Below are 19,960 nucleotides of genomic sequence, written 5' to 3' on the forward strand. Positions count from 1 at the left end.
CTTCCGGGTCCTGCCTCACAGCGCCTCGGCGCCGGAGATGATCTCGATAAGTTCCTTCGTGATCATCGCCTGACGGGTGCGGTTGTAGGTCAAAGTCTGCTTCTTGATCATTTCACCCGCATTGCGGGTGGCGTTGTCCATCGCGCTCATGCGCGCGCCCTGCTCGGACGCGCCGTTCTCGAGCAGCGCCTTGAAGATCTGCACCGCGAGATTGCGCGGCAGCAGATCGGCGAGGATTTCCGCCTCGCCCGGCTCATATTCATAGACCGACTCGCCGCCCTTCGGTGCCTCCACCGCGGCGAAGGTCGCCGGGATGAGCTGCTGCGCGGTCGGCACCTGCGAGATCACCGACTGGAAGCGGCTGAAGAACTGCGTCGCCACGTCAAACTCGCCGGCGGCGAACATGGCGCCGATCTTCTCGGCGATCTTCTGCGCGTCGGCGAAGGTGGCGCCCTTGTTGGCGCGCAGCTCGACAACCTCGACGATCTGCTTCTCGAACAGGCGGCGCAGCGCGTCATGGCCCTTGCGGCCGACGCAGAAGATCTTCACCGTCTTGCCCTGCGCCATCAGCGCCAGCGCGCGCTCGCGGGCGAGGCGCACGATCGAGGAATTGAAGGCGCCGCACAGGCCGCGCTCGGCGGTCAGCACGATGAGGAGATGCGTGTCGTCCCTGCCATTGCCGGTCAGCAGCAGCGGTGCGTCCGGCCCGCCGGAAATCGTGCCGGCGATGTTGCCAAGCACGCTTTCCATGCGCTGGGCATAGGGACGCGCGGCCTCAGCGGCCTGCTGGGCGCGCCGCAGCTTGGCGGCAGCGACCATCTGCATCGCCTTGGTGATCTTCTGCGTCGCCTTCACCGAAGCGATGCGATTGCGCAGATCCTTAAGGCTGGCCATCTACCCGATGCTCCGCTCTGCCGATCAGGCGAAAGTCTTCGAGAAGGCGTCAAGCGCCTTCACGAGCTTGTCGGCGGTGTCCTTCGACAGTTCCTTCGAGGTGCGGATGGTGTCGAGAATGTCAGCATGCTTGGAGCGGAGGAACAGCAGGAGGCCCTGCTCGAACTCCCGCACCTTCGACACCGGCAGGGCGTCGAGATAGCCATTGGTGCCGGCATAGATCACCACGACCTGCTCTTCCACCTTCAGCGGCGCGAACTGCGACTGCTTCAGCAGCTCGGTGAGGCGAGCGCCGCGGTTGAGCAGCTTCTGGGTCGAGGCATCGAGGTCCGAGCCGAACTGGGCGAAGGCGGCCAGTTCGCGATACTGGGCCAGCTCGCCCTTGATCTTGCCGGCGACCTGCTTCATCGCCTTGATCTGCGCCGAGGAGCCGACGCGCGACACCGAGAGGCCGACGTTCACCGCCGGGCGGATGCCCTGGAAGAACAGGTCGGACTCGAGGAAGATCTGGCCGTCGGTGATCGAGATCACATTGGTCGGGATGTAGGCCGACACGTCGTTGGCCTGGGTCTCGATGACCGGAAGGGCGGTCAGCGAGCCGGCGCCGTTCTCGTCATTGAGCTTGGCGGCGCGCTCCAGCAGGCGCGAGTGGAGATAGAACACGTCGCCGGGATAGGCTTCGCGGCCCGGGGGGCGGCGCAGCAGCAGCGACATCTGGCGGTACGCCACGGCCTGCTTGGACAGGTCATCGTGAATGATGAGGGCGTGCATGCTGTTGTCGCGGAAGAACTCGCCCATGGCAGTGCCGGCGAACGGCGCCAGGAACTGCATCGGCGCGGCGTCCGAGGCGGTGGCGGCGACGACGATGGAATATTCCAGCGCGCCCTGCTCTTCCAGCACCTTCACGAACTGGGCGACGGTGGAGCGCTTCTGGCCGACCGCGACATAGACGCAGTAGAGCTTCTGGCTCTCCGGCGCATCGCCGGCGTTCAGCGGCTTCTGGTTCAGGATCGCGTCGAGCGCCACGGCGGTCTTGCCGGTCTGACGGTCGCCGATGATCAGCTCGCGCTGGCCACGACCGATCGGGATCAGCGCGTCGATGGCCTTGAGGCCGGTCTGCATCGGCTCATGCACGGACTTGCGCGGAATGATGCCGGGGGCCTTCACGTCGACGCGGCGGCGCTCGGTGTATTCGATCGGGCCCTTGCCATCGATCGGGTTGCCGAGGGCGTCGACGACGCGGCCGAGCAGGCCCTTGCCGACCGGAACGTCGACGATGGCGCCGGTGCGCTTGACCGTCTGGCCTTCCATGATCTCGCGGTCGGAACCGAAGATGACGACGCCGACATTGTCGATTTCGAGGTTCAGCGCCATGCCGCGCGTGCCGTTCTCGAACTCGACCATCTCGCCCGCCTGGACGTTGTCGAGACCGTAGATACGGGCGATGCCGTCACCGACGGACAGAACCTGACCCACCTCGGAGACTTCGGCTTCCTGGCCGAAATTCTTGATCTGCTCCTTGAGGATCGCGGAAATTTCAGCGGCGCGGATATCCATCAGCGAACCTCTTTCATCGCAGTGCGGATCGAATTGAGCTTGGTCTTGAGGGAAGCGTCGACGAGCTTCGAGCCGACCTTGACCTTCAGCCCGCCCAGGAGCGAGGGATCCACCTCGATGGCGAGCTTGACGTCCTTGCCGGTCAGCGTGTCGAGCGACTGCTTCAGCGTAGCGGCGTGGGCTTCCGACAGCGGCTGCGCCACGGTGACTTCCGCCGTCACCTCGCCCTTGAAGGCGGCGACGAGCAGGCCGAAGTCGCGAATGATGGTCTCGACCGTGAACAGACGGCGATTGGCCGCCACGGTCTTGAAGAAATTGGCGGCGAGGCCGGTGATGCCCGCCTTGGCGAGCAGGGCGGCGACCGCCTTCTCCTGCTCCTCGGAAGCGAAGACCGGGCTGCGCACCAGGCGCTTGAGGTCCGCGCTCTCGGCGATCATCGCGCTGAACCGGTCCAGGTCCGCCTTCACCGCATCGACGGCATTGGCGTCGCGGGCCAGCTCGAACAGCGCCGTCGCGTAGCGTCCTGCCACTCCGGATACGTAGGTCTCGGCCACGTTGCCTCTCTCGGGGCTCGTCCGGTGCGCGCGCCGCCCGGGCGGGGACGCTGCTTCCGGACTGGAAGGAAGTGAACTCAAGGCGGTGTAGGGGTTTCCCTTACCCGACAGTGAAGTCGGCGGTTCCCTAACACGGCTCTCCGCATGCTGCAACACGAGCGCGTGAGGGAAAAACCGGGGCAAATGACGTAGCGACCGGAGAATCCCCGCTCCCGCTCGGTTGCAAGCCGGCACAAGGCTTTGCGCGGCCTGCGGCGCATTGTTGCACCGCGCCCGCCGCGCCCGCGCGCGGCGGGTTTTCCACCCCTGCGCGAGGATGTCGCGGCGTCTGGCATACCAGAGCCCGCCGCGTCAGTCGCGCGCCACCCGCAGCGCCGCCGCCGCCGCCACCGGGCCGAGCACCAGCGCCCCAAGCGACAGGCCGAGCAGGATGCGGAACGGCGTGCCGAACGGCACCGTGCCCCCCAGCGCAGTTGCGGTGGCCGCCACCGCGAAGATCAGCACCGGGATGGTCAGCGGCATCACCAGCACCGCCACCAGCAGCCCGCCGCGCCGGAACACGGCGGCGAAGGCGGCGCCGATCAGGCCGAGAAAGGTGATGGCGGGCGTGCCGACCAGCAGGGTCAGCGTCAGCGCGCCGATCGACGCCGGGGCGAGGTTGAGCAGCAGCGCCAGCACCGGCGCGGCCACCACCAGCGGCAGGCCGGTGGCGATCCAGTGCGCCAGCCCCTTCGCCGCCGCCACCAGTTCCAGCGGCAGCGGCGCCATGGCGAGCACATCGAGCGCACCGTCTTCCGCATCTGCCGCGAACAGCCGGTCGAGGCCGATCAGCGAGGCGAGCAGCGCGCCGATCCACAGGATGGCCGGACCGATGCGGGCGAGCAAAGCGAGGTCCGGGCCGATGGCGAAGGGCGTCACCACCACCACGGCCAGGAAGAACACGACGCCGAGCCCCGCCCCGCCGCCGGCGCGCAAAGCGAGGCGCAGATCGCGGGCGAGCAGCGCGAGAAAGGCGCGGCTCATGCCTCCACCTCCGCCAGCAGCGGCCGCGCCGGCCGCCAGGCGCCGAGGTCGAGCGCCTCGGACGGGCCGAAATCAAGCGGCGCATGGGTCGCGGCAACGATCAGCCCGCCCGCCGCCACATGCGCCCGCGCCAGTTCGCCGAAGCGCGCCTGCGCCGCCACGTCGAGCGCCGTGGTCGGCTCGTCCAGCAGCCACAGCGGGCGCCGCGCCACCAGCAGCCGCGCCAGCGCCAGGCGCCGCTTCTGCCCGGCCGAGAGCACCGCCACCGGCAGCCGCTCCAGCCCGCCGAGCCCGACCGCCTCCATCGCGTCGCCGACGGAAAGCGCCGGGCGGCCGAGCATGGCGCGCCAGAAGGCGAGATTCTCCTGCGCGCTCAGGCTCGCCTTATGCGCGTCGAGATGGCCGAGATAGTGCGTCTCCTCGGTGAAATCCTCGGGCTCCGGCGCGCCTTCCAGCCGCAGCACGCCCGCCTCCGGCCGCGCCAGCCCGGCCAGCAGGCGCAGCAGCGAGGATTTGCCGGTGCCGTTCGGCCCGGTGACGATGAGCGAACGGCCGGCCTCCAGCGTGAATCCCAGCCGCTCGAACAGCAGACGCACCCCGCGCCGGCACGCCAGATCGCTCACCACCAGCCGCATGACCGGCCCCGTGCCGGAGCGCCGCCGACGCGCCGCACAAATTTCCAATGCATCGCGTCATGCCCTCTAGGATCGGAGTTTGAAATGGCTCTATATAGAAAACTGAACGATGCGCCCGGCGCCCTGCCATGGCCCGCCCGAGCTGAGCTATAGCCCGCGAGCCCGCTTCTCTCCAAGGCCCAGCGCATCCTGTCACTTTGTTAGCGGGGACCTGCCAGCCGTGACGTCGCTCGACAGCTTCAAATGCCGTAAAACTCTCACCGTCGGGTCCAAGACCTACGTCTATTACAGCCTGCCGGAGGCGGAGAAGAACGGCCTCGACGGCGTCTCGGCCCTGCCTTTCTCGATGAAGGTGCTGCTGGAAAACCTGCTGCGCTTCGAGGATGGCCGCTCGGTGTCGCAGAAGGACATCGTCTCGATCAAGGACTGGCTGGTCAATCGCGGCAAGGTCGAGAACGAAATCGCCTATCGCCCCGCCCGCGTGCTGATGCAGGACTTCACCGGCGTTCCCGCCGTGGTCGACCTCGCCGCCATGCGCGACGCCATGGTGCATCTCGGCGGCGACCCCAAGCGCATCAACCCGCTGGTGCCGGTCGATCTCGTCATCGACCATTCGGTGATCGTCAATTTCTTCGGCAACAACGCCGCCTTCGGCAAGAATGTCGAAGAGGAGTACAAGCAGAACCAGGAACGCTACCGCTTCCTGAAATGGGGCCAGTCGGCCTTCGACAATTTCCGCGTCGTGCCGCCCGGCACCGGCATCTGCCATCAGGTGAACCTCGAATATCTCGCCCAGACCGTCTGGACGAAGGAGGAGGACGGCGCGACGGTCGCCTATCCCGACACCTGCGTCGGGACCGACAGCCATACCACCATGGTCAACGGCCTCGGCGTGCTGGGCTGGGGCGTCGGCGGCATCGAGGCGGAAGCGGCCATGCTCGGCCAGCCGGTCTCCATGCTGATTCCCGAGGTGATCGGTTTCAAGCTCACCGGCGAGATGAAGGAAGGCATCACCGCCACCGATCTCGTGCTCACCGTCACCCAGATGCTGCGCAAGAAGGGCGTGGTCGGCAAGTTCGTCGAATTCTTCGGCCCCGGCCTCGACCACCTCTCGCTCGCCGACCGGGCCACCATCGGCAATATGGCCCCCGAATATGGCGCCACCTGCGGCTTCTTCCCCGTCGATTCGGAGACCATCGCCTATCTCGACGAGACTGGCCGCACCGACGACCGCATCGCGCTGGTCGAGGCCTATTCCAAGGCGCAGGGCATGTGGCGCACCGCCGGCACCGCCGATCCGGTGTTCACCGATGTGCTGGAGCTCGACATCTCCACCGTGCTGCCCTCGCTCGCCGGGCCGAAGCGCCCGCAGGACCGGGTCCTGCTCTCCGGCACCAAGCAGGGCTTCCTCGCCGCGCTGGAAGGCGAGTTCAAGAAGGCGGGCGAGACCGCCAAGCGCGTGCCGGTGACCGGCACCGATTACGATCTCGGCCATGGCGACGTGACCATCGCCGCCATCACCTCCTGCACCAACACGTCCAACCCCAGCGTTCTGATCGCCGCCGGCCTGCTCGCCCGCAACGCGGTGGCGAAGGGCCTGAAGTCCAAGCCCTGGGTGAAGACCTCGCTCGCCCCCGGCAGCCAGGTGGTGGAAGGCTATCTCGCCTCCGCCGGCTTGCAGGACGACCTCGACGCGCTCGGCTTCAATCTGGTCGGCTTCGGCTGCACCACCTGCATCGGCAATTCCGGCCCGCTGCCGGAAGCGATCTCCGAGGCGATCAACAAGAACGACCTGATCGCCGGCGCCGTCATCTCCGGCAACCGCAATTTCGAAGGCCGCGTGAACCCGGATGTGAAGGCGAACTACCTCGCCTCCCCGCCGCTCGTGGTCGCCTACGCCATTGCCGGCTCGCTGCAGATCGACCTTTCCACCGAGCCGCTCGGCACCGGCTCGGACGGTCAGCCCGTCTATCTCAAGGACGTCTGGCCCTCGAACCAGGAAATCGCGACCTTCATCCGCGAGAACGTCACCAAGAAGATGTTCCAGGAGAAGTACTCGGACGTGTTCAAGGGCGACGAGAACTGGCAGAAGATCGCCATTCCCGCCGGCGAGACCTATGCCTGGGACGACCGTTCCACCTATGTGCAGAACCCGCCCTATTTCGAGGGCATGAAGATGGAGCCGGAACCCGTCACCGACATCATCAAGGCGCGGGTGATCGGGCTGTTCCTCGATTCCATCACCACCGACCACATTTCCCCGGCCGGTTCGATCAAGGAAGCGAGCCCGGCAGGCGCCTATCTGCGCGACCATCAGGTCCGCCCGGCCGACTTCAACCAGTACGGCACGCGGCGCGGCAATCATCAGGTGATGATGCGCGGCACCTTCGCCAATATCCGCATCAAGAACCAGATGCTGGCCGGCAAGGAAGGCGGCTTCACCCGCCACTGGCCGGACGGCACCGAAATGCCGATCTATGACGCGGCCATGCTCTACCGGCAGGAAGGCGTGCCCACCGTCGTCTTCGCCGGCAAGGAATACGGCACCGGCTCCTCACGCGACTGGGCGGCCAAGGGCACGGCGCTGCTGGGCATCCGCGCCGTCATCGCCCAGAGCTTCGAGCGGATCCACCGCTCGAACCTCGTCGGCATGGGTGTGGTGCCGCTGGTGTTCCAGAACGACGAATCCTGGCAGTCGCTCGGCATTCAGGGCGACGAGATCGTCACGCTGAAGGGCATTGAGGGCGATCTCAAGCCGCGCCAGACGCTGATCGCCGAGATCCTCTTCGCCGATGGCACGATCAAGAACGTCCCGCTCACCTGCCGCATTGATACGCTGGACGAGCTCGACTACTTCCGCAATGGCGGCATCCTGCCCTTCGTGCTGCGCAATCTCGCCGCCTGAACCGACGGGACTTCTTGACAAGGAGCCGGCACGGGATACCTCCTGTGCCGGCCTTTTCATGTTCATCCCGCCGCGCCGTCGCCCCCCGCCCCGTCACGCCGGCGTCAACGGCGACACCCGAATGTGACTGGTGGCGCGCCGTGCGTCGTCCTATTGCCTTGGAGGCGGGCCGGCCGGAGACCCCGGCCATGGCCCGCGCCGAACCCTGCGAGGGCGGCCCTCTGCCGGGCCTGCCCGCTGCGTGCCCTGAGTCCCCGCGCCCAAGGACAAGCGCCCGAGATGTCCCTGACCGACGCTTCCGCTTTCGGCCCGCGCGTCCGCGCCTCCCACGCCGCCCGCGCGCTGCTCCCGGGCCTTGCCCTCGCCCTGATCGGCCTGCTGTCCGCCCCGGCCGGGGCCCGCGCCGAAGAACTGCCGGTCAAGGCCGAGCCGGTGAAGCCGATCACGGCGCCGAAGGCGGTGATCGAGTTGTTCACCAGCCAGGGCTGTTCCTCCTGCCCGCCCGCCGACAAGCTCATGGGCGAACTCGCCGCCCGCTCCGATGTGCTCGCCCTCACTTTGGCGGTGGATTACTGGGACTATCTCGGCTGGAAGGACACGCTGGCCAAGCACGGCCATTCGCTGCGGCAAAAGGCCTATGCGCATATGCGCGGCGACGGCAAGATGTTTACCCCGCAAGCCGTGGTGAACGGCCGCGTCATGACCATCGGTTCGGACCGGGTGGCGCTGGAACGCGCCCTCGAATCCAGCCCGTCGCCGGCTCTGCCGGTCTCCGTGGCCACCCGCGGCGACCGGGTGACGGTGGACATCGGCGCCATGCCCGGCGCGGCCAAGGCCGAGGTCTGGCTCTGCCCGGTGGCAAGCCGCATGGGTGTCGAGATCGGCCGGGGCGAGAATGAAGGCGCCCGTGTCGTCTACCACAATGTGGTGCGTGGCTGGGTTAAGCTCGGCACCTTCGAGGGGACGCCGGTGCGCTTCGAGGCGCCGGTGCACCGCGCGCCGGGCGAGGGCATCGACGCGGTGGCGGTGTTCGTCCAGACGGGCTCCTCGACGGAGCCGGGCGCCGTGCTCGGCGCGGCGCTGCAGCCGCTGGACTGATACATTCAGCCACCGGAATCACGCTCTCGTTAACGGAAAACACAAGGCTGCCCGAATTCGGCCCTTGCCATGCCCCGCCCGCCCTCCATCGTTGCTTTCATAGCGTTGGGCCGGTTCGCGAGCGCATCGGTTTCCCAGCCCCCCAGCCCCCCGCGGCGTTTGTGGGCCGGCCTGACGTTATCTAGGTTCAATCCCCGAATTGCTCCCTTGAGGGCTGGCCAGGCGCCGGCCCTTTTTTCGTTCCGGGCCCGCCCGCCGGGTCGGCGGCTGCGAGGGGCTTGAAGCGGCGCCCTGCCCGGTGGATCATGACGGCGACATGACACGGTTCCGCCCACCGGCCCCCGCCCGTGGGCCACAGAGACCGGAGGCGCCGCTTGGCGGACATCGACCCCATAGCCCTGCCGGTCGGCGCCCGCGTCGACCGCGTCGCCTTCGACCGGCGCGAGCTCGACCGGATTTTCGATCTCTATGGCCGCATGGTCGCGCTCGGCGAGTGGCGCGACTACGCCATCGACTTCACCCGCGACAAGGCGGTGTTCTCGATTTTCCGCCGCGCCACCGAGGTGCCGATCTACCGCATCGAGAAGGACCCGCGACTCGCCCGCCGCCAAGGTGCCTACACTGTGGTGTCGCAGACCGGGCTCATCCTCAAGCGCGGGCATGAGCTTGCGCGCGTCATCGCGGTGTTGGAAAAGCCGTTGCGCGCCGTCAACTGACCAGACCCACCGGCCATTCGGAGAATGAAATGCGCAGCCTGACTGTCGCCGCCACCCAGATGCGCTGCGACTGGGATATCGACGGCAATATCGCCCGCGCCGACGCCCTGGTGCGCGAGGCCGCCGGGCGCGGGGCGCGGCTCATCCTGCTGCAGGAGCTGTTCGAGACCCCCTATTTCTGCCAGGACCAGTTGCACGAATTCCTCGACCTCGCCCGGCCCTTGGAGGGCAACCGGCTGATCGGCCATTTCGCCCGCCTCGCCCGCGAACTGGGCGTTGTGCTGCCGGTCTCCTTCTTCGAACGTGCCGGCCAGGCCACCTTCAACAGCCTCGCCATGGTCGACGCCGATGGCGAGGTGCTCGGCCTCTACCGGAAAAGCCACATTCCCGATGGGCCAGGCTATACGGAGAAGTTCTATTTCTCCCCCGGCGACACCGGCTTCCGGGTGTGGGACACGGCGGTGGGGCGCGTCGGCGTCGGCATCTGCTGGGACCAGTGGTTCCCGGAATGCGCCCGCGCCATGGCGCTGCTCGGCGCCGAGGTGCTGCTCTATCCCACCGCCATCGGTTCCGAGCCGCAGGATCCGAGCCTTGATTCGGCCGCTCACTGGCAGCGTGTGATGCAGGGCCATGCGGGCGCCAATCTCACGCCGCTCGTCGCCTCCAATCGTATCGGCACCGAGCCTGGGCGCAACGGGACGCAGATCACCTTCTACGGCTCTTCCTTCATCGCCGGCCCCACCGGCGAGAAGGTCGCCGAAGCCGGGCGCACGGAAGAAGCCGTGCTCACCGCCACTTTCGATCTCGACGGCATCGCCCGCCAGCGCCAGAGCTGGGGCGTGTTCCGCGACCGCCGGCCGGAGCTCTACGCTCCCCTGCTCTCGCTCGACGGGCGGGCGCCCACCCGGCCGATCGGCTGAAGGCAGGCGGGCACGATGAGCGAGACCCTTGCCACCCTCCCCGCCGCCGACGGCTTCCGCATGCCGGCGGAATGGGAGCCGCATGCCGGCACCTGGATGATCTGGCCGGAGCGCCCGGACAATTGGCGCGCCGATGCCGGGCCGGCACAGGCCGCCTTCGTCGATGTCGCCAGCGCCATCGCCCGCTTCGAGCCGGTCACCATGCTGGCCAGCCCACGGCAATGGCGCCATGCCCGCGCCGCCCTGCCGCCCTCGGTGCGCGTGGTGGAAGCCACCTCCGACGATGCCTGGTGTCGCGACTGCGGCGCCAGCTTCGTCACCGATACGCGCGGTCGGCTGCGCGGGGTGGACTGGGGCTTCAACGCCTGGGGCGGGCTCTACACGCCCTGCGACCAGGATGAGCTGATCGCCGCCAAGATGCTGGAGATCGAGCGTGCCCCGCGCTACGCCGCGCCGCTCATCCTCGAAGGCGGCTCGATCCATGTCGACGGCGAAGGCACGGTGCTGACCACAGAGGAATGCCTGCTCAACCCGAACCGCAATCCCGACCTGACGCGCGAGGAGATCGAGCAGCATCTCAAGGACTATCTCGGCGTCTCCAAGGTGCTCTGGCTCGGCGCCGGCCTCGTCGACGACGAAACCTCGGGCCATATCGACAATCTCGCCTGCTTCGTCCGCCCCGGCGTGGTGGCGCTCACCGGCTGCGACGACCCGCTCGACCCGCAATACGCCATCTCCAAGGACGCGCGCGAGCGGCTGTCGGCAATGACGGACGCACGCGGGCGCGCCCTTGAGATCGTCACATTGCCCCTACCGGGGCCGCTGTTCCGCACGGCGGAGGAGGCGCTGGACCTCGGCACCGAGCCCGGCACCATGTCGCGCCGTCCCGGAGAGCGGCTCGGCGCCTCCTACGCCAATTTCTATCTCGGCAATGGCTTCGTGCTGATGCCGCTGCTCGACCCGGCGCAGGACGAGAAGGCGCAGGCGATCCTTTCGCGCCTGTTCCCGGACCGCGCGGTGGTGGGCGTGCCGACGCATGAGATCATTCTGGGCGGCGGCAATATCCACTGCATCACCCAGCAGCAGCCGCTGGGCTCGCCGGGCTGACCGTCATCTCCTCCCGCTGACCGTCATCCCCGACGACCCGCAGGGTCGATCCGGGATCGCACGCAGCATTGCGAACGATCCCGGCTCTCCGCTGCGCTACGGCCGGGATGACGACGAACGGCGAGGCGGCACGACCGTGCGCCGAAGAAAAACGTCAGCCCTTCACCATCCCCAGCCGGATCAGGCTCTCGGCCGTCGCGAGGATCGCCTCCTCGGCCGGACGCGGCGCCCAGCCGAGCGTCTCCCGGGCCTTGGCGGAGGTGGCACTGCGGCGGATGCCGAGCCGGGGGACGGCGAGCCGCGCCGTCGGCAGCACCAGCGCGGCGAGGCGCACCGCGATATCCGGCAGCTCAAAGCGCGGCACGCGCCGCGCCGCCGGGCCGAGCCCTTGCCGCAGCGTGCGGGCGATCTCGCCGAGCGACAGCGCCTCGCCGCTTGTCGCCAGAAAGCGCTCGCCCGCCGCTTCGGGCGCCGTCATCGCCCTGAGGTGCAGCGCGGCGACATCGCGCACGTCGACCAGCCCGAGATAAATCCGGGGCAAGGCGGGCACCGCCCCGTCAAGCAGCGCGCGGACGAGATCGAGCGAGGCCGACATGTCCGGTCCCAGCGCCGGGCCAAGCACCACCACCGGGTTGACGGTGGCCAGTTCCATTCCCGCCCCCTCGCCGGCGATGAACGCCCACGCCGCCCGCTCCGCCAGCGTCTTGGAGCGGGTATAGGCGTCGACATCCACCGCGTCCGGCTCGGTCCAGTCGCGCTCGTCATAGGGCGCGGCGCGCAGCGGCGTGCCATAGCCCACCGCCGCGAAGGAGGACGTGACGACTACCCGCCGCACGCCGGCCGCCCGCGCCGCCTTCAGCACCCTGAGCGTGCCCTCGCGGGCGACACGGATCAGAGCCGCGGGATCGCCCGCCGCCGCGGCTCCCGGCACGGGAGAGGCCACATGCAGGGCATAGTCGCAGCCGGCCATGGCGGCGTCCCAGCCCGCATCCTCCAGCAGATCGGCGGCATGGAAGCTCAGCGGCGCCTCCACCGGCGCCCCTCCCACCTCGAGTTGGGCGCGCGCCGAGGCTTCCCGCCGCGTGTCGCGCAGCGTGGCCCTCACTTCATGCCCCGCGCGCAGCAAAGCGAGGATCACATGGGCGGCGATGAAGCCGGAGCCGCCGGTGACGAGAACCCGCGCCATCAGCCGTTCTCCGACGCGCCGGCGCCCAGTATCTTCAACGCGGCACAGGCGGCGCCGAAGCCATTGTCGATGTTCACCGTCACCACGCCCGGCGCGCAGCTCGCCAGTGCCGAGCTCAGCGCCGCGCGGCCGCCCTCGGCGACGCCATAGCCGACCGAGGTCGGCACGGCGATGACGGGCGCGGCGACCAGACCACCGAGCACGCTGAACAGCGCCCCCTCCATGCCCGCGACCGCGATCACCACCCGGCAGGCGCGGATCTCCTCGATCCGCTCCATCAGCCGCCACAGCCCGGCCACGCCGACATCGGCCACAAGCCGCGCCCCATGCCCGCAAAAGGCGAGCGTGCGCTCAGCCTCGCGCGCCACCGGCAGGTCCGAGGTGCCGGCCGCCACCACCGCGACGCGCGCCGCCGCCAGCGCGACCTCCCCGCCCAGCACGGCGCTGCGCGAGAGCGGATCATAATCGAGCCCCGCCCGCGCGGCCGCGCCCAGCGCCGCGAAACCCGCCGGCTCCAGCCGGGTCAGCAGCAGCCGCGCATTGCGCTCGCGCGCGGCGGCGAGGATTTCCGCGAGCTGCGCCGGCGACTTGGCACTGCACAGCACCGCCTCGGGAAGACCCGTGCGTTTGGCGCGGCCCCAGTCAAAGGTGAAATCCATGGCTCAGGTTTCCATGGCCGGCGCGCCGACAAACATGGCGCCGCGCCGATAGGGCCGGCTGCCGGCATAGGCTCGCCCGGCCTTCGCGCAGAGCCCCGCCATCAGCGCGTCGACGGCACTCGCCTGCGCCATCGCCGCCGCGTCCAGCTCCACCGCCACGCCGGCATGGGTGATGCGGCAGCGCAGCGTGCCGGCACCGGTCAGCGCGGCGAGGCGCTGCTCGGCCTGTTCGACAAAGGCGAGGTCGTCGGCGTCGATGGCGATGCCGGTCTCGACCCGGCTGGCGAGGCAAGGCTGCGCCGGCAATTCCGCCACGCTACCGAGACCCAGCGCCCTCGCCAGCGCGCGCACCTGCGCCTTGCTTATCGCCGCCTCGATGAAGGGATGCACCACCCGCCGTTCGGCAGCGGCGATAAGGCCGGGGCGATAATCGCCGAGATCGTCGAGATTGGCGCCGGAGGCGATCGGCCGGTCGGTCAGCCCGGCGATGCGGTCATAGAGATTGGTCTTGCAGAAATAGCAGCGGTCCACCGGATTGTCGCGGTAGCGCGGATCGTCAAATTCGCCGGTGCCGGTGACGATCAGTTCCCAGCCCCGCGCTGCCGCGAGATGCCGCACCCGCGCCGTCGCCGTGGCCGGCACCGCCGGGGACACGGCATGGATCACGGTCAGCGGCACGCCGTGGCGCTGCGCAAAACTGGCGAGGGTGAGTGAATCCACTCCGCCGCTCACCGCCACCGCCAGCGCTTCGAAACGCCCGAGCACGCAGGCCAGCCGCTCGGCCGGCGGCAACGCCGGTTCCTCACTCATCGCCGCGCTCCGCCCGCCGCTTCACCGCCCGCCGCGCGGCGAGGGTGTCGCCGGCGAGCGCGTCGCTCTCCGCCTTCACCGTGTCGCCGCCGGGGCGGGCGGCCCGCTTGATCGCCACGCCGTCGACCTCGCCCGCCGCCCGCTTCAGGATCAGCCGACGCTCCTCGCGCAGCCGCAGCCCCAGCGTCGAAGTCTGGGCGAAGCACGCCTGCGCCACCGTCCCGACCCGCTCCGGCCGGGCCAGCAGCCGCAGCGCCACCACGGGCCGGCCCTTCTTGCCGAACCGCTGACCGAGGCTGACATCGAGCACACCGTCCTCATGGCGCAGGCGCTCGGTAGCGGTGCCGATCTCCTCGCCGGTCATGTCGTCGATCTCGCATTCGATCACGGTAACGCTGTCGCCCTCACACGCGCTTTCAGCCGCGCCCTCGCTCGGCGCCTCCTCGAACACCAGCGCCCGCAGCACATTGGGCAGGCCAGGGAGGTCCCGCGTGCCCGCCCCTGTGCCGGAGGCGACCAGCCGCCCGCCGGAGGGCCGCCCGGACCGAGCCAGATGCTTGAGGATCGCCGCCCCGGTTGGGGTTACACGCTCGCCGGCAACGCCATCGTCCCACCAGTCGAAGCCGTGCAGGATGGCGGCGGTGGCAGGCGCCGGCACGGGCAGCAGCCCGTGCTGGGTTTTCACCAGCCCGCCGCCGAGCGGCAGGGGAGAAACGGTCCACTCCGCGCCCTCCAGCGCCGCCGCGAGGCTGCCGGCGGCGACCACGTCGAGCAGCGAATCCCAATCGGCGATCTCGTGGAAGTGCACCTCGTCCACCTTCACGCGGTGAATGGCGGCTTCCGCCCGGGCGATGTGGCCGAGGATCGCCGCCGCGTGACGGGCGGTGTCCGCGCTCAGCTCTGCCGCCTCGATCCGCGCGACCATGTCGCGATAGGTGCCGGCACCGTAAGTGCGGGGATGATGATAAGCCGGCCTATTACTTCCGTGCACTTCCTCATCCCCGGGCCTGCCCCGGGGACCCAGCCCTTCCGACGCGCTGGCACTCGAATGTTCATGGGCGTGGGAATGCGCGGGTCCGTGGGCGTGAGGATAGGCTTGATCATGGGCATGAGAATGGGCGTGGAGCGCGTCCGTGGCCCCTTCCAGCCCGAAGCGCCTCACCGCGAGACCCCCACTCAGCCCTTCGCGCAGAAATGGCTCCCCCACACCTTCCGGCAACACGGCGCCGGCATCGGCGAGCACGCGCGCGGTCAGGTGCGGAAAAGCGTCCAGCAAAGCGGCCACAAACATGTCGCCCGCCACCCCGCCTACCGCATCGAGATGGATGTGCCGCACCGGGCCGGCGCCGAGATCCCCGGCAGTCACGCCGCCGCCTGCGTCGGCCGGCAGACCGGGATCACATAGGGCCCCTCGGGAATGATGGCGAGCGCGTTGTCGCCGGAGCGCTTCAGGCTCGCCGCGATCGCGGCATCGAGGTCGGGCACGATCTCCACCGCGGTGATGCGCCGTTCCTCCTCGCTCAGACCGGTCGTGTAAAGCTGGATGCGCCCGACCCGCATGGGCTTGAGCTGCATCTCGGTCTGCCATTCATCGACATCGGCCAGCGTCTTGGCGGTGAGGGTAGCGAGGAAGCGCTCCGGGCCCAGTTCCACAAGCCGCGCCTGCGCGGCGCGGAATTCCTCGCTGCCGAAACCTTCCGAACATTCCGAGGCGATGATCAGCGTGCCGCCGGGCTCAAGGATATCGAGCGGCGTCACCATGCCCTTGACTGTCTGATAATAGGTCTTGTCGAGTGGATAGCCGGCTGAAGACGTTACCACCGTCGCATAGCGGCGCGGCGCCTCGATGATGGTGGCGCCCTCGACAAAGTCCACCGCTGCGAGGTGGCTGGCGATGATCTCGCCGAAGGAGACGAAGACCAGATCGCGCGTCTCGTCCAGCACGGTGTTCAGCGCATAGACATCGCCGAGCTTGCGGACGATCTCCAATTGCTCCTCATGCAGCGGGTTGCCAATGAGATTGCACTGCACCGCCAGCGGGTCTTCCATGAAGCGGGCGGAATGGAAGGTGCGGATGGTCTGGTGCCCGGCGACGCCCGGCGCCACGACCTTGCGCCCGCCGGACCAGCCGGCCATGAAATGCGGCTCCACCAGCCCGGTGGCGATGCGCAGCTCCGCCTCGACAAAGCGCCGGTCGATGAACACGGGCGTGCCGCGCGTCGGCGTCGGGCCAAGGTCAACATGGGCCGCCTCATCGCGGGCGAAATGATTCTTCACCCGCACATGTTCCAGCACCCAGGGGTCGCCGACCAGTTCCGCCAGTTCTTCCCCCTCATTGGGACGGTGCAGGCCGGTCGCGACAAGCACGGTGATGGCCCCGGCCGGAATGCCGGCGGCGATCAGCGTCTCGATCATCGGCCGCAGGAACAGCCGGTTCGGCACCGGGCGGGTGATGTCGCAGATGAGGATGCAGGCGCTGTTGCGCCCCTTGGCGAGGTCCGCCAGTGGCGCGGCATCGACGGGATGGGCGAGGGCATGGCGGATCGCCGCCGCATTGTCCGGCAGCTTGGGCAGCGTCGCCTTGCGCAACAGGGTGGGCTTTGCCTCCGGCGGCAGAGTGAGGCGCAGCGCGCCGCGCCCGAAGGCGAGTTCGAGACCCGTGTGAGACATACCCAATCCCTGCATCTGGCGCGGGCGAAGCCCCCTCGCCCGCCGCGTCGCCGCGAAGATAGACCGCGACGGCCCGCGCATAAACCCGCCTTCCCGGGCGAGAGAAGCAGCGGGCGGCGATACGCGCCGGCTCTCACACCACCGTGACGGCCGGCGCCCCCGCCACCGCCCGGCCGATCCGCGCGGCACGGGGGAAACCGGCAGCGCGGATTTCGGAAAGCACCCGCTCCGCCGCCTCCGGCGCCACCGCCACCAGGAGCCCGCCGGAGGTCTGCGGGTCGGTGAGCAGGTGGCGCTCCGCCTCCGCCATCCCCTCCGGCAGCCGCACGCCCTCGCCATAGCTCGCCCAGTTGCGGTGCGAGGCGCCGGTGACAAAGCCGGCCTGCGCCAGCGCCCGCGCCTCGGTGAGCACGGGCAGCGCCGCCGCCTCGATCTCCAATCCGAGCCCCGAGCCCCGCGCCACTTCGAGGCCATGGCCGAGAATGCCGAAGCCGGTCACGTCGGTCACCGCATGCACCGCCGCCTCCCGCCCGAGCGCGTTGCCGATGCGGTTGAGCGTCGTCATCGCGGCGACCATCTCGTCATAGGCGGCGGGTGGGAGCTTCTCCTTCTTGAACGCGGCGGAATAGATGCCGACGCCGAGCGGCTTGGTGAGGATCAGCACGTCGCCGGCACGCGCGGTGCTGTTCCTGCGGATCTCATCGGGCCGTGCGGTGCCGATCACAGCGAGCCCGTAGATCGGCTCCGGCGCGTCGATGGAATGGCCGCCGGCCACCGGAATGCCGGCCTCGGCGGCGATGGAGGCGCCGCCTTTCAGGATCTCGCGCACGATGGCCGGCTCCAGCCGGCCGAGCGGCATGCCGAGAATGGCGAGCGCCAGCAGCGGCGTGCCGCCCATCGCATAGACATCGGAAATCGCGTTGGTGGCGGCGATGCGGCCGAACACATAGGGATCGTCCACCATCGGCATGAAAAAGTCGGTGGTGGCGATCAGGCAGGTGTCGTCGTTCAACTGGTAGACCGCCGCGTCGTCACCGGTCTCGGTGCCGACCAGCAGCCGCGTGAAGCCGGCGCTGGCCGGCTGTTCCGCCAGCAATTCGCGCAGCACCGCGGGCGCCAGCTTGCAGCCGCAGCCGCCGCCATGGGCGAGGCTGGTGAGGCGGAACGGGACGGCTGGGGTTGGGGTGTCGAGCATGGACATGGCCTCTGTCGCGCGTCATCCCGGACGGCCGCAAGGCCGAGCCGGGATCGCGTCGTGGCGGGAGGACGATCCCGGCGCGCGCTGCGCGCGGCCGGGAGGACGATCATGGGTCGTTCACGCGCTCACTTCGCTCGCCTTGATGACATAGGTGAAGGCGTCGGGATCGAGGCAGTCATGGCGCAGGCTCGCCACTTCGGCCTGCGGGTACATGAGGAAGCCGAGCTTCGGCCCGTTCGAGCCCGGCAGGGCGATGTCGTGGCCGTCATTATAGGCGAGCCAGTTGCCCTCCCAGGAACCGAACAGCGCCGCGCGCGCCGCCACCACCTTGGCGTCGTCCAGCGCGTTCTTGCCCGGCGGCTCCTCCAGCACCACCTTGCGCACATCGGCCGGATCGGTCGCCACCCAGCCAAAGCCGTCGAGCCACACCTCGGCGCGGCAGTGCTGCGCCTTGGAAATGGTCGGCGAATTGGCGCCCAGGCTCTTATAGCCGAAGGCGGAGGGGGCCACGCGGATGCCGTAGAGGTCGCGCGCGGGAATGCCGGCGGCGCGGTTCAGCCCGACGAAAAGCGCGTTGAGATCCGCACATTTGCCGCCGAGATTGCCGCTCGCCAGCAGCGAGCCGACATCGCCGGTGCCGCAGCCGCGCGTCGCCGCGTTACGATAGGTGTTCTCAACCACCCATTCATAGATCGCGCGGGACTTCTCAAGGTCCGAGGTCTTGCCGGCGGTTATCTTGTCGGCGGTGGCCTTGACGATGCCGTCGGTGGGGATGAGGTCCGTGGGGGCGAGGAACAGCGCCCGCTCCTCGGCCGACAGCGCCGCCACCTTGCCCGGCGCGGCAAAATCGGTGGCGCGGTCGCGGGTGGAAAAGCGCGAGGTGATCTCGACACGGGGCTTTTCCTCGCCCGGCGCCCAGGTCAGATGCAGCATCTGCGCTCCATAATGCGCGTCTTTCACCACCTCGGCGGTGGCGGCGTTGGTCTTCCAGGTGCTCTCCCCCGGCTTCATCCAGTCGCTGGCGGTATAGGAGGGGAGCGGTACCCACGCCTGCGCCGGGCCGGTCTGGCCCTCCACCGGCTTCACGTCGAGCACGGTGACCACCTCGAAATCGCGCCATTTGCCCGGTTTCGGCGCGAAAGCGGCGGCAGCGGCCGGGCCGGCGGCCTGGGCGAGGGCGGCGTGCGGGGCGGCAGCGACGGCGGCGAGGGCGACGCCGGTCTTGAGGAAGTCACGGCGAGTGGTCATGGCGCATTCTCCCGGGTCGTTTCATTGAGGTGGAGCGGAGGCAGCGCGGCCCCGAGGGGCACGCCCGCCGGATCGGACAGCGTGTCGAGCAGGCGGTCGGCGGCAGGGTCGTCCCAGTCCACCGGCCCATCGGCGACGATGCGCAGGGCATGGGAAGCATCGAGCACGAAGGTGGCAGGCAGGCCGGGGACCTTCCACGCCTTGAGCGCGGCGCGGTCCTCGTCCAGCAGCACGGGAAAGGGCACTGGCTGGGCGGCGAAGAAGCGGCGCACCCGCACCGGCACCTCGCCGACATCCACCACCAGGAGGGCGAGCGGTCCCGCCGCCCGTCGCGACGCAAGCCGTGTCAGTCCGGCCATCTCGTCGCGGCAGGGCGCGCACCAGGTCGCGAAGAAGTGAACCAGCACCGGACGCCCGGCGAGCGCCGCGAGCGTCTGCGGGCCATGGTCGAGCGAGGCAAGCTCCAGCTCAGGCGGCACGGTGCCCGGTTGCAGCGGCGCGCCGGCACGCGCCGGCCCGGCTCCCGCCAGCGCCAATGACGCAAGGGAAGCAACGGCCGTCAGCAGGATGAGGTTCTTTTCGCCCCGACACGCGGGAGCCGCCCAGGCGCGCACGGCAAGGATGCTGCGCCGGACCCGGGGAATCGTCAATCGCCTGTCGGGCAAAACCCGCGACGGTTGCATCGCAACATTTCGAGATCGCACGGCAACATCGGGAAGAGCCTGACTCTACACGGGTTTTTGTCCCAGCCTGGACTTCGAGACTGTTTGACATTGGAGA

At 69.1% G+C, this 19,960-nt stretch carries 18 protein-coding genes; 5 read left to right on the forward strand and 13 right to left on the reverse strand.

All coding sequences use genetic code 11. The features are described 5' to 3' along the window. Positions 1-15 precede the first annotated feature (15 nt). From AAC979_RS16980 to ccmA, 5 genes are all read right to left on the reverse strand, one after another. Positions 16-894 carry a F0F1 ATP synthase subunit gamma gene (locus AAC979_RS16980; RefSeq protein ID WP_371348077.1) on the reverse strand — a complete coding sequence of 293 codons (879 nt, stop codon included), beginning with the start codon at positions 892-894 and terminating at the stop codon, positions 16-18. Positions 895-918: 24 nt separating this feature from the next. Beyond that, the gene (gene atpA / locus AAC979_RS16985; protein ID WP_244450186.1) at positions 919-2,451 is read right to left on the reverse strand and encodes a F0F1 ATP synthase subunit alpha; all 1,533 of its coding nucleotides are present in this window, start codon (positions 2,449-2,451) and stop codon (positions 919-921) included. Then, complete coding sequence (locus AAC979_RS16990) at positions 2,451-3,005, reverse strand: F0F1 ATP synthase subunit delta (protein WP_371348078.1); 555 nt, start codon at positions 3,003-3,005, stop codon at positions 2,451-2,453. The genes atpA and AAC979_RS16990 overlap by 1 nt, the downstream gene beginning before the upstream one ends. Positions 3,006-3,356: 351 nt before the next feature. Continuing rightward, a complete protein-coding gene (gene ccmB, locus AAC979_RS16995; protein WP_371348079.1) occupies positions 3,357-4,028 on the reverse strand; it encodes a heme exporter protein CcmB in 672 nt (223 codons plus the stop codon). Next, on the reverse strand, positions 4,025-4,663 hold the full coding sequence (ccmA, locus tag AAC979_RS17000; RefSeq protein ID WP_371348080.1) for a heme ABC exporter ATP-binding protein CcmA: 639 nt from the start codon (positions 4,661-4,663) through the stop codon (positions 4,025-4,027). The genes ccmB and ccmA overlap by 4 nt, the downstream gene beginning before the upstream one ends. A 220-nt stretch (positions 4,664-4,883) precedes the next feature. On the opposite strand from ccmA, the gene acnA reads away from it, so the two are divergent. The 5 genes from acnA (at position 4,884) to aguA (ending at position 11,409) form a co-directional block, all read left to right on the forward strand. Further along, entirely contained in the window at positions 4,884-7,568 is a 2,685-nt protein-coding gene (gene acnA, locus AAC979_RS17005) for an aconitate hydratase AcnA (RefSeq protein ID WP_371348081.1), read from the forward strand. Positions 7,569-7,847: 279 nt separating this feature from the next. After that, positions 7,848-8,666, forward strand: a complete 819-nt coding sequence (locus tag AAC979_RS17010) for a DUF1223 domain-containing protein (RefSeq protein WP_371348082.1) — start codon at positions 7,848-7,850, stop codon at positions 8,664-8,666. 374 nt (positions 8,667-9,040) lie between these two features. Further along, positions 9,041-9,382 (forward strand): DUF2794 domain-containing protein, encoded by a 342-nt coding sequence (locus tag AAC979_RS17015; RefSeq protein WP_371348083.1) that lies wholly within the window; start codon positions 9,041-9,043, stop codon positions 9,380-9,382. 29 nt (positions 9,383-9,411) lie between these two features. Then, positions 9,412-10,302: an N-carbamoylputrescine amidase gene (gene aguB / locus AAC979_RS17020; RefSeq protein WP_371348084.1), complete on the forward strand. Its 891-nt coding sequence runs from the start codon at positions 9,412-9,414 to the stop codon at positions 10,300-10,302. Between the two features lie 15 nt (positions 10,303-10,317). Next, positions 10,318-11,409, forward strand: a complete 1,092-nt coding sequence (gene aguA / locus AAC979_RS17025) for an agmatine deiminase (protein WP_371348085.1) — start codon at positions 10,318-10,320, stop codon at positions 11,407-11,409. Between the two features lie 154 nt (positions 11,410-11,563). On the opposite strand, the gene AAC979_RS17030 is transcribed toward aguA, so the two are convergent. The 8 genes from AAC979_RS17030 to AAC979_RS17065 all read right to left on the reverse strand — a co-directional run bounded on the left by AAC979_RS17030 (position 11,564) and on the right by AAC979_RS17065 (position 19,830). Beyond that, positions 11,564-12,595 carry an NAD-dependent epimerase/dehydratase family protein gene (locus AAC979_RS17030; protein ID WP_371348086.1) on the reverse strand — a complete coding sequence of 344 codons (1,032 nt, stop codon included), beginning with the start codon at positions 12,593-12,595 and terminating at the stop codon, positions 11,564-11,566. After that, positions 12,595-13,254, reverse strand: coding sequence for a nickel pincer cofactor biosynthesis protein LarB (gene larB / locus AAC979_RS17035; protein ID WP_371348087.1), 660 nt, complete (start codon positions 13,252-13,254; stop codon positions 12,595-12,597). Before larB ends, AAC979_RS17030 begins: the two co-directional genes overlap by 1 nt. A gap of 3 nt (positions 13,255-13,257) precedes the next feature. Further along, on the reverse strand, positions 13,258-14,064 hold the full coding sequence (locus AAC979_RS17040; RefSeq protein WP_371348088.1) for an adenine nucleotide alpha hydrolase: 807 nt from the start codon (positions 14,062-14,064) through the stop codon (positions 13,258-13,260). Further along, entirely contained in the window at positions 14,057-15,355 is a 1,299-nt protein-coding gene (locus AAC979_RS17045; RefSeq protein ID WP_371349089.1) for a LarC family nickel insertion protein, read from the reverse strand. Before AAC979_RS17045 ends, AAC979_RS17040 begins: the two co-directional genes overlap by 8 nt. 71 nt (positions 15,356-15,426) lie before the next feature. Beyond that, complete coding sequence (gene larA, locus AAC979_RS17050) at positions 15,427-16,734, reverse strand: nickel-dependent lactate racemase (protein WP_371348089.1); 1,308 nt, start codon at positions 16,732-16,734, stop codon at positions 15,427-15,429. Positions 16,735-16,867: 133 nt separating this feature from the next. Beyond that, positions 16,868-17,929, reverse strand: a complete 1,062-nt coding sequence (selD, locus tag AAC979_RS17055; protein WP_371348090.1) for a selenide, water dikinase SelD — start codon at positions 17,927-17,929, stop codon at positions 16,868-16,870. A 120-nt stretch (positions 17,930-18,049) separates the two neighbouring features. After that, positions 18,050-19,180 (reverse strand): transglutaminase-like domain-containing protein, encoded by a 1,131-nt coding sequence (locus AAC979_RS17060; protein ID WP_371348091.1) that lies wholly within the window; start codon positions 19,178-19,180, stop codon positions 18,050-18,052. Continuing rightward, positions 19,177-19,830, reverse strand: coding sequence for a TlpA family protein disulfide reductase (locus AAC979_RS17065; RefSeq protein ID WP_371348092.1), 654 nt, complete (start codon positions 19,828-19,830; stop codon positions 19,177-19,179). Before AAC979_RS17065 ends, AAC979_RS17060 begins: the two co-directional genes overlap by 4 nt. Positions 19,831-19,960 lie beyond the last annotated feature (130 nt).

This window comes from Ancylobacter sp. IITR112 (genome assembly GCF_041415945.1).
Taxonomy (GTDB): domain Bacteria; phylum Pseudomonadota; class Alphaproteobacteria; order Rhizobiales; family Xanthobacteraceae; genus Ancylobacter.

Coding starts and splice junctions, on each gene's coding strand:
- AAC979_RS17060 (WP_371348091.1), bottom strand. CDS start 19,180: ATGACCACTCGCCGTGACTTCCTCAAGACCGGCGTCGCCCTCGCCGCC.
- larA (WP_371348089.1), bottom strand. CDS start 16,734: ATGTCTCACACGGGTCTCGAACTCGCCTTCGGGCGCGGCGCGCTGCGC.
- ccmB (WP_371348079.1), bottom strand. CDS start 4,028: ATGAGCCGCGCCTTTCTCGCGCTGCTCGCCCGCGATCTGCGCCTCGCT.
- selD (WP_371348090.1), bottom strand. CDS start 17,929: ATGCTCGACACCCCAACCCCAGCCGTCCCGTTCCGCCTCACCAGCCTC.
- AAC979_RS17040 (WP_371348088.1), bottom strand. CDS start 14,064: ATGAGTGAGGAACCGGCGTTGCCGCCGGCCGAGCGGCTGGCCTGCGTG.
- AAC979_RS17045 (WP_371349089.1), bottom strand. CDS start 15,355: ATGTTTGTGGCCGCTTTGCTGGACGCTTTTCCGCACCTGACCGCGCGC.
- aguB (WP_371348084.1), top strand. CDS start 9,412: ATGCGCAGCCTGACTGTCGCCGCCACCCAGATGCGCTGCGACTGGGAT.
- atpA (WP_244450186.1), bottom strand. CDS start 2,451: ATGGATATCCGCGCCGCTGAAATTTCCGCGATCCTCAAGGAGCAGATC.
- AAC979_RS17010 (WP_371348082.1), top strand. CDS start 7,848: ATGTCCCTGACCGACGCTTCCGCTTTCGGCCCGCGCGTCCGCGCCTCC.
- AAC979_RS16980 (WP_371348077.1), bottom strand. CDS start 894: ATGGCCAGCCTTAAGGATCTGCGCAATCGCATCGCTTCGGTGAAGGCG.
- AAC979_RS17030 (WP_371348086.1), bottom strand. CDS start 12,595: ATGGCGCGGGTTCTCGTCACCGGCGGCTCCGGCTTCATCGCCGCCCAT.
- ccmA (WP_371348080.1), bottom strand. CDS start 4,663: ATGCGGCTGGTGGTGAGCGATCTGGCGTGCCGGCGCGGGGTGCGTCTG.
- aguA (WP_371348085.1), top strand. CDS start 10,318: ATGAGCGAGACCCTTGCCACCCTCCCCGCCGCCGACGGCTTCCGCATG.
- larB (WP_371348087.1), bottom strand. CDS start 13,254: ATGGATTTCACCTTTGACTGGGGCCGCGCCAAACGCACGGGTCTTCCC.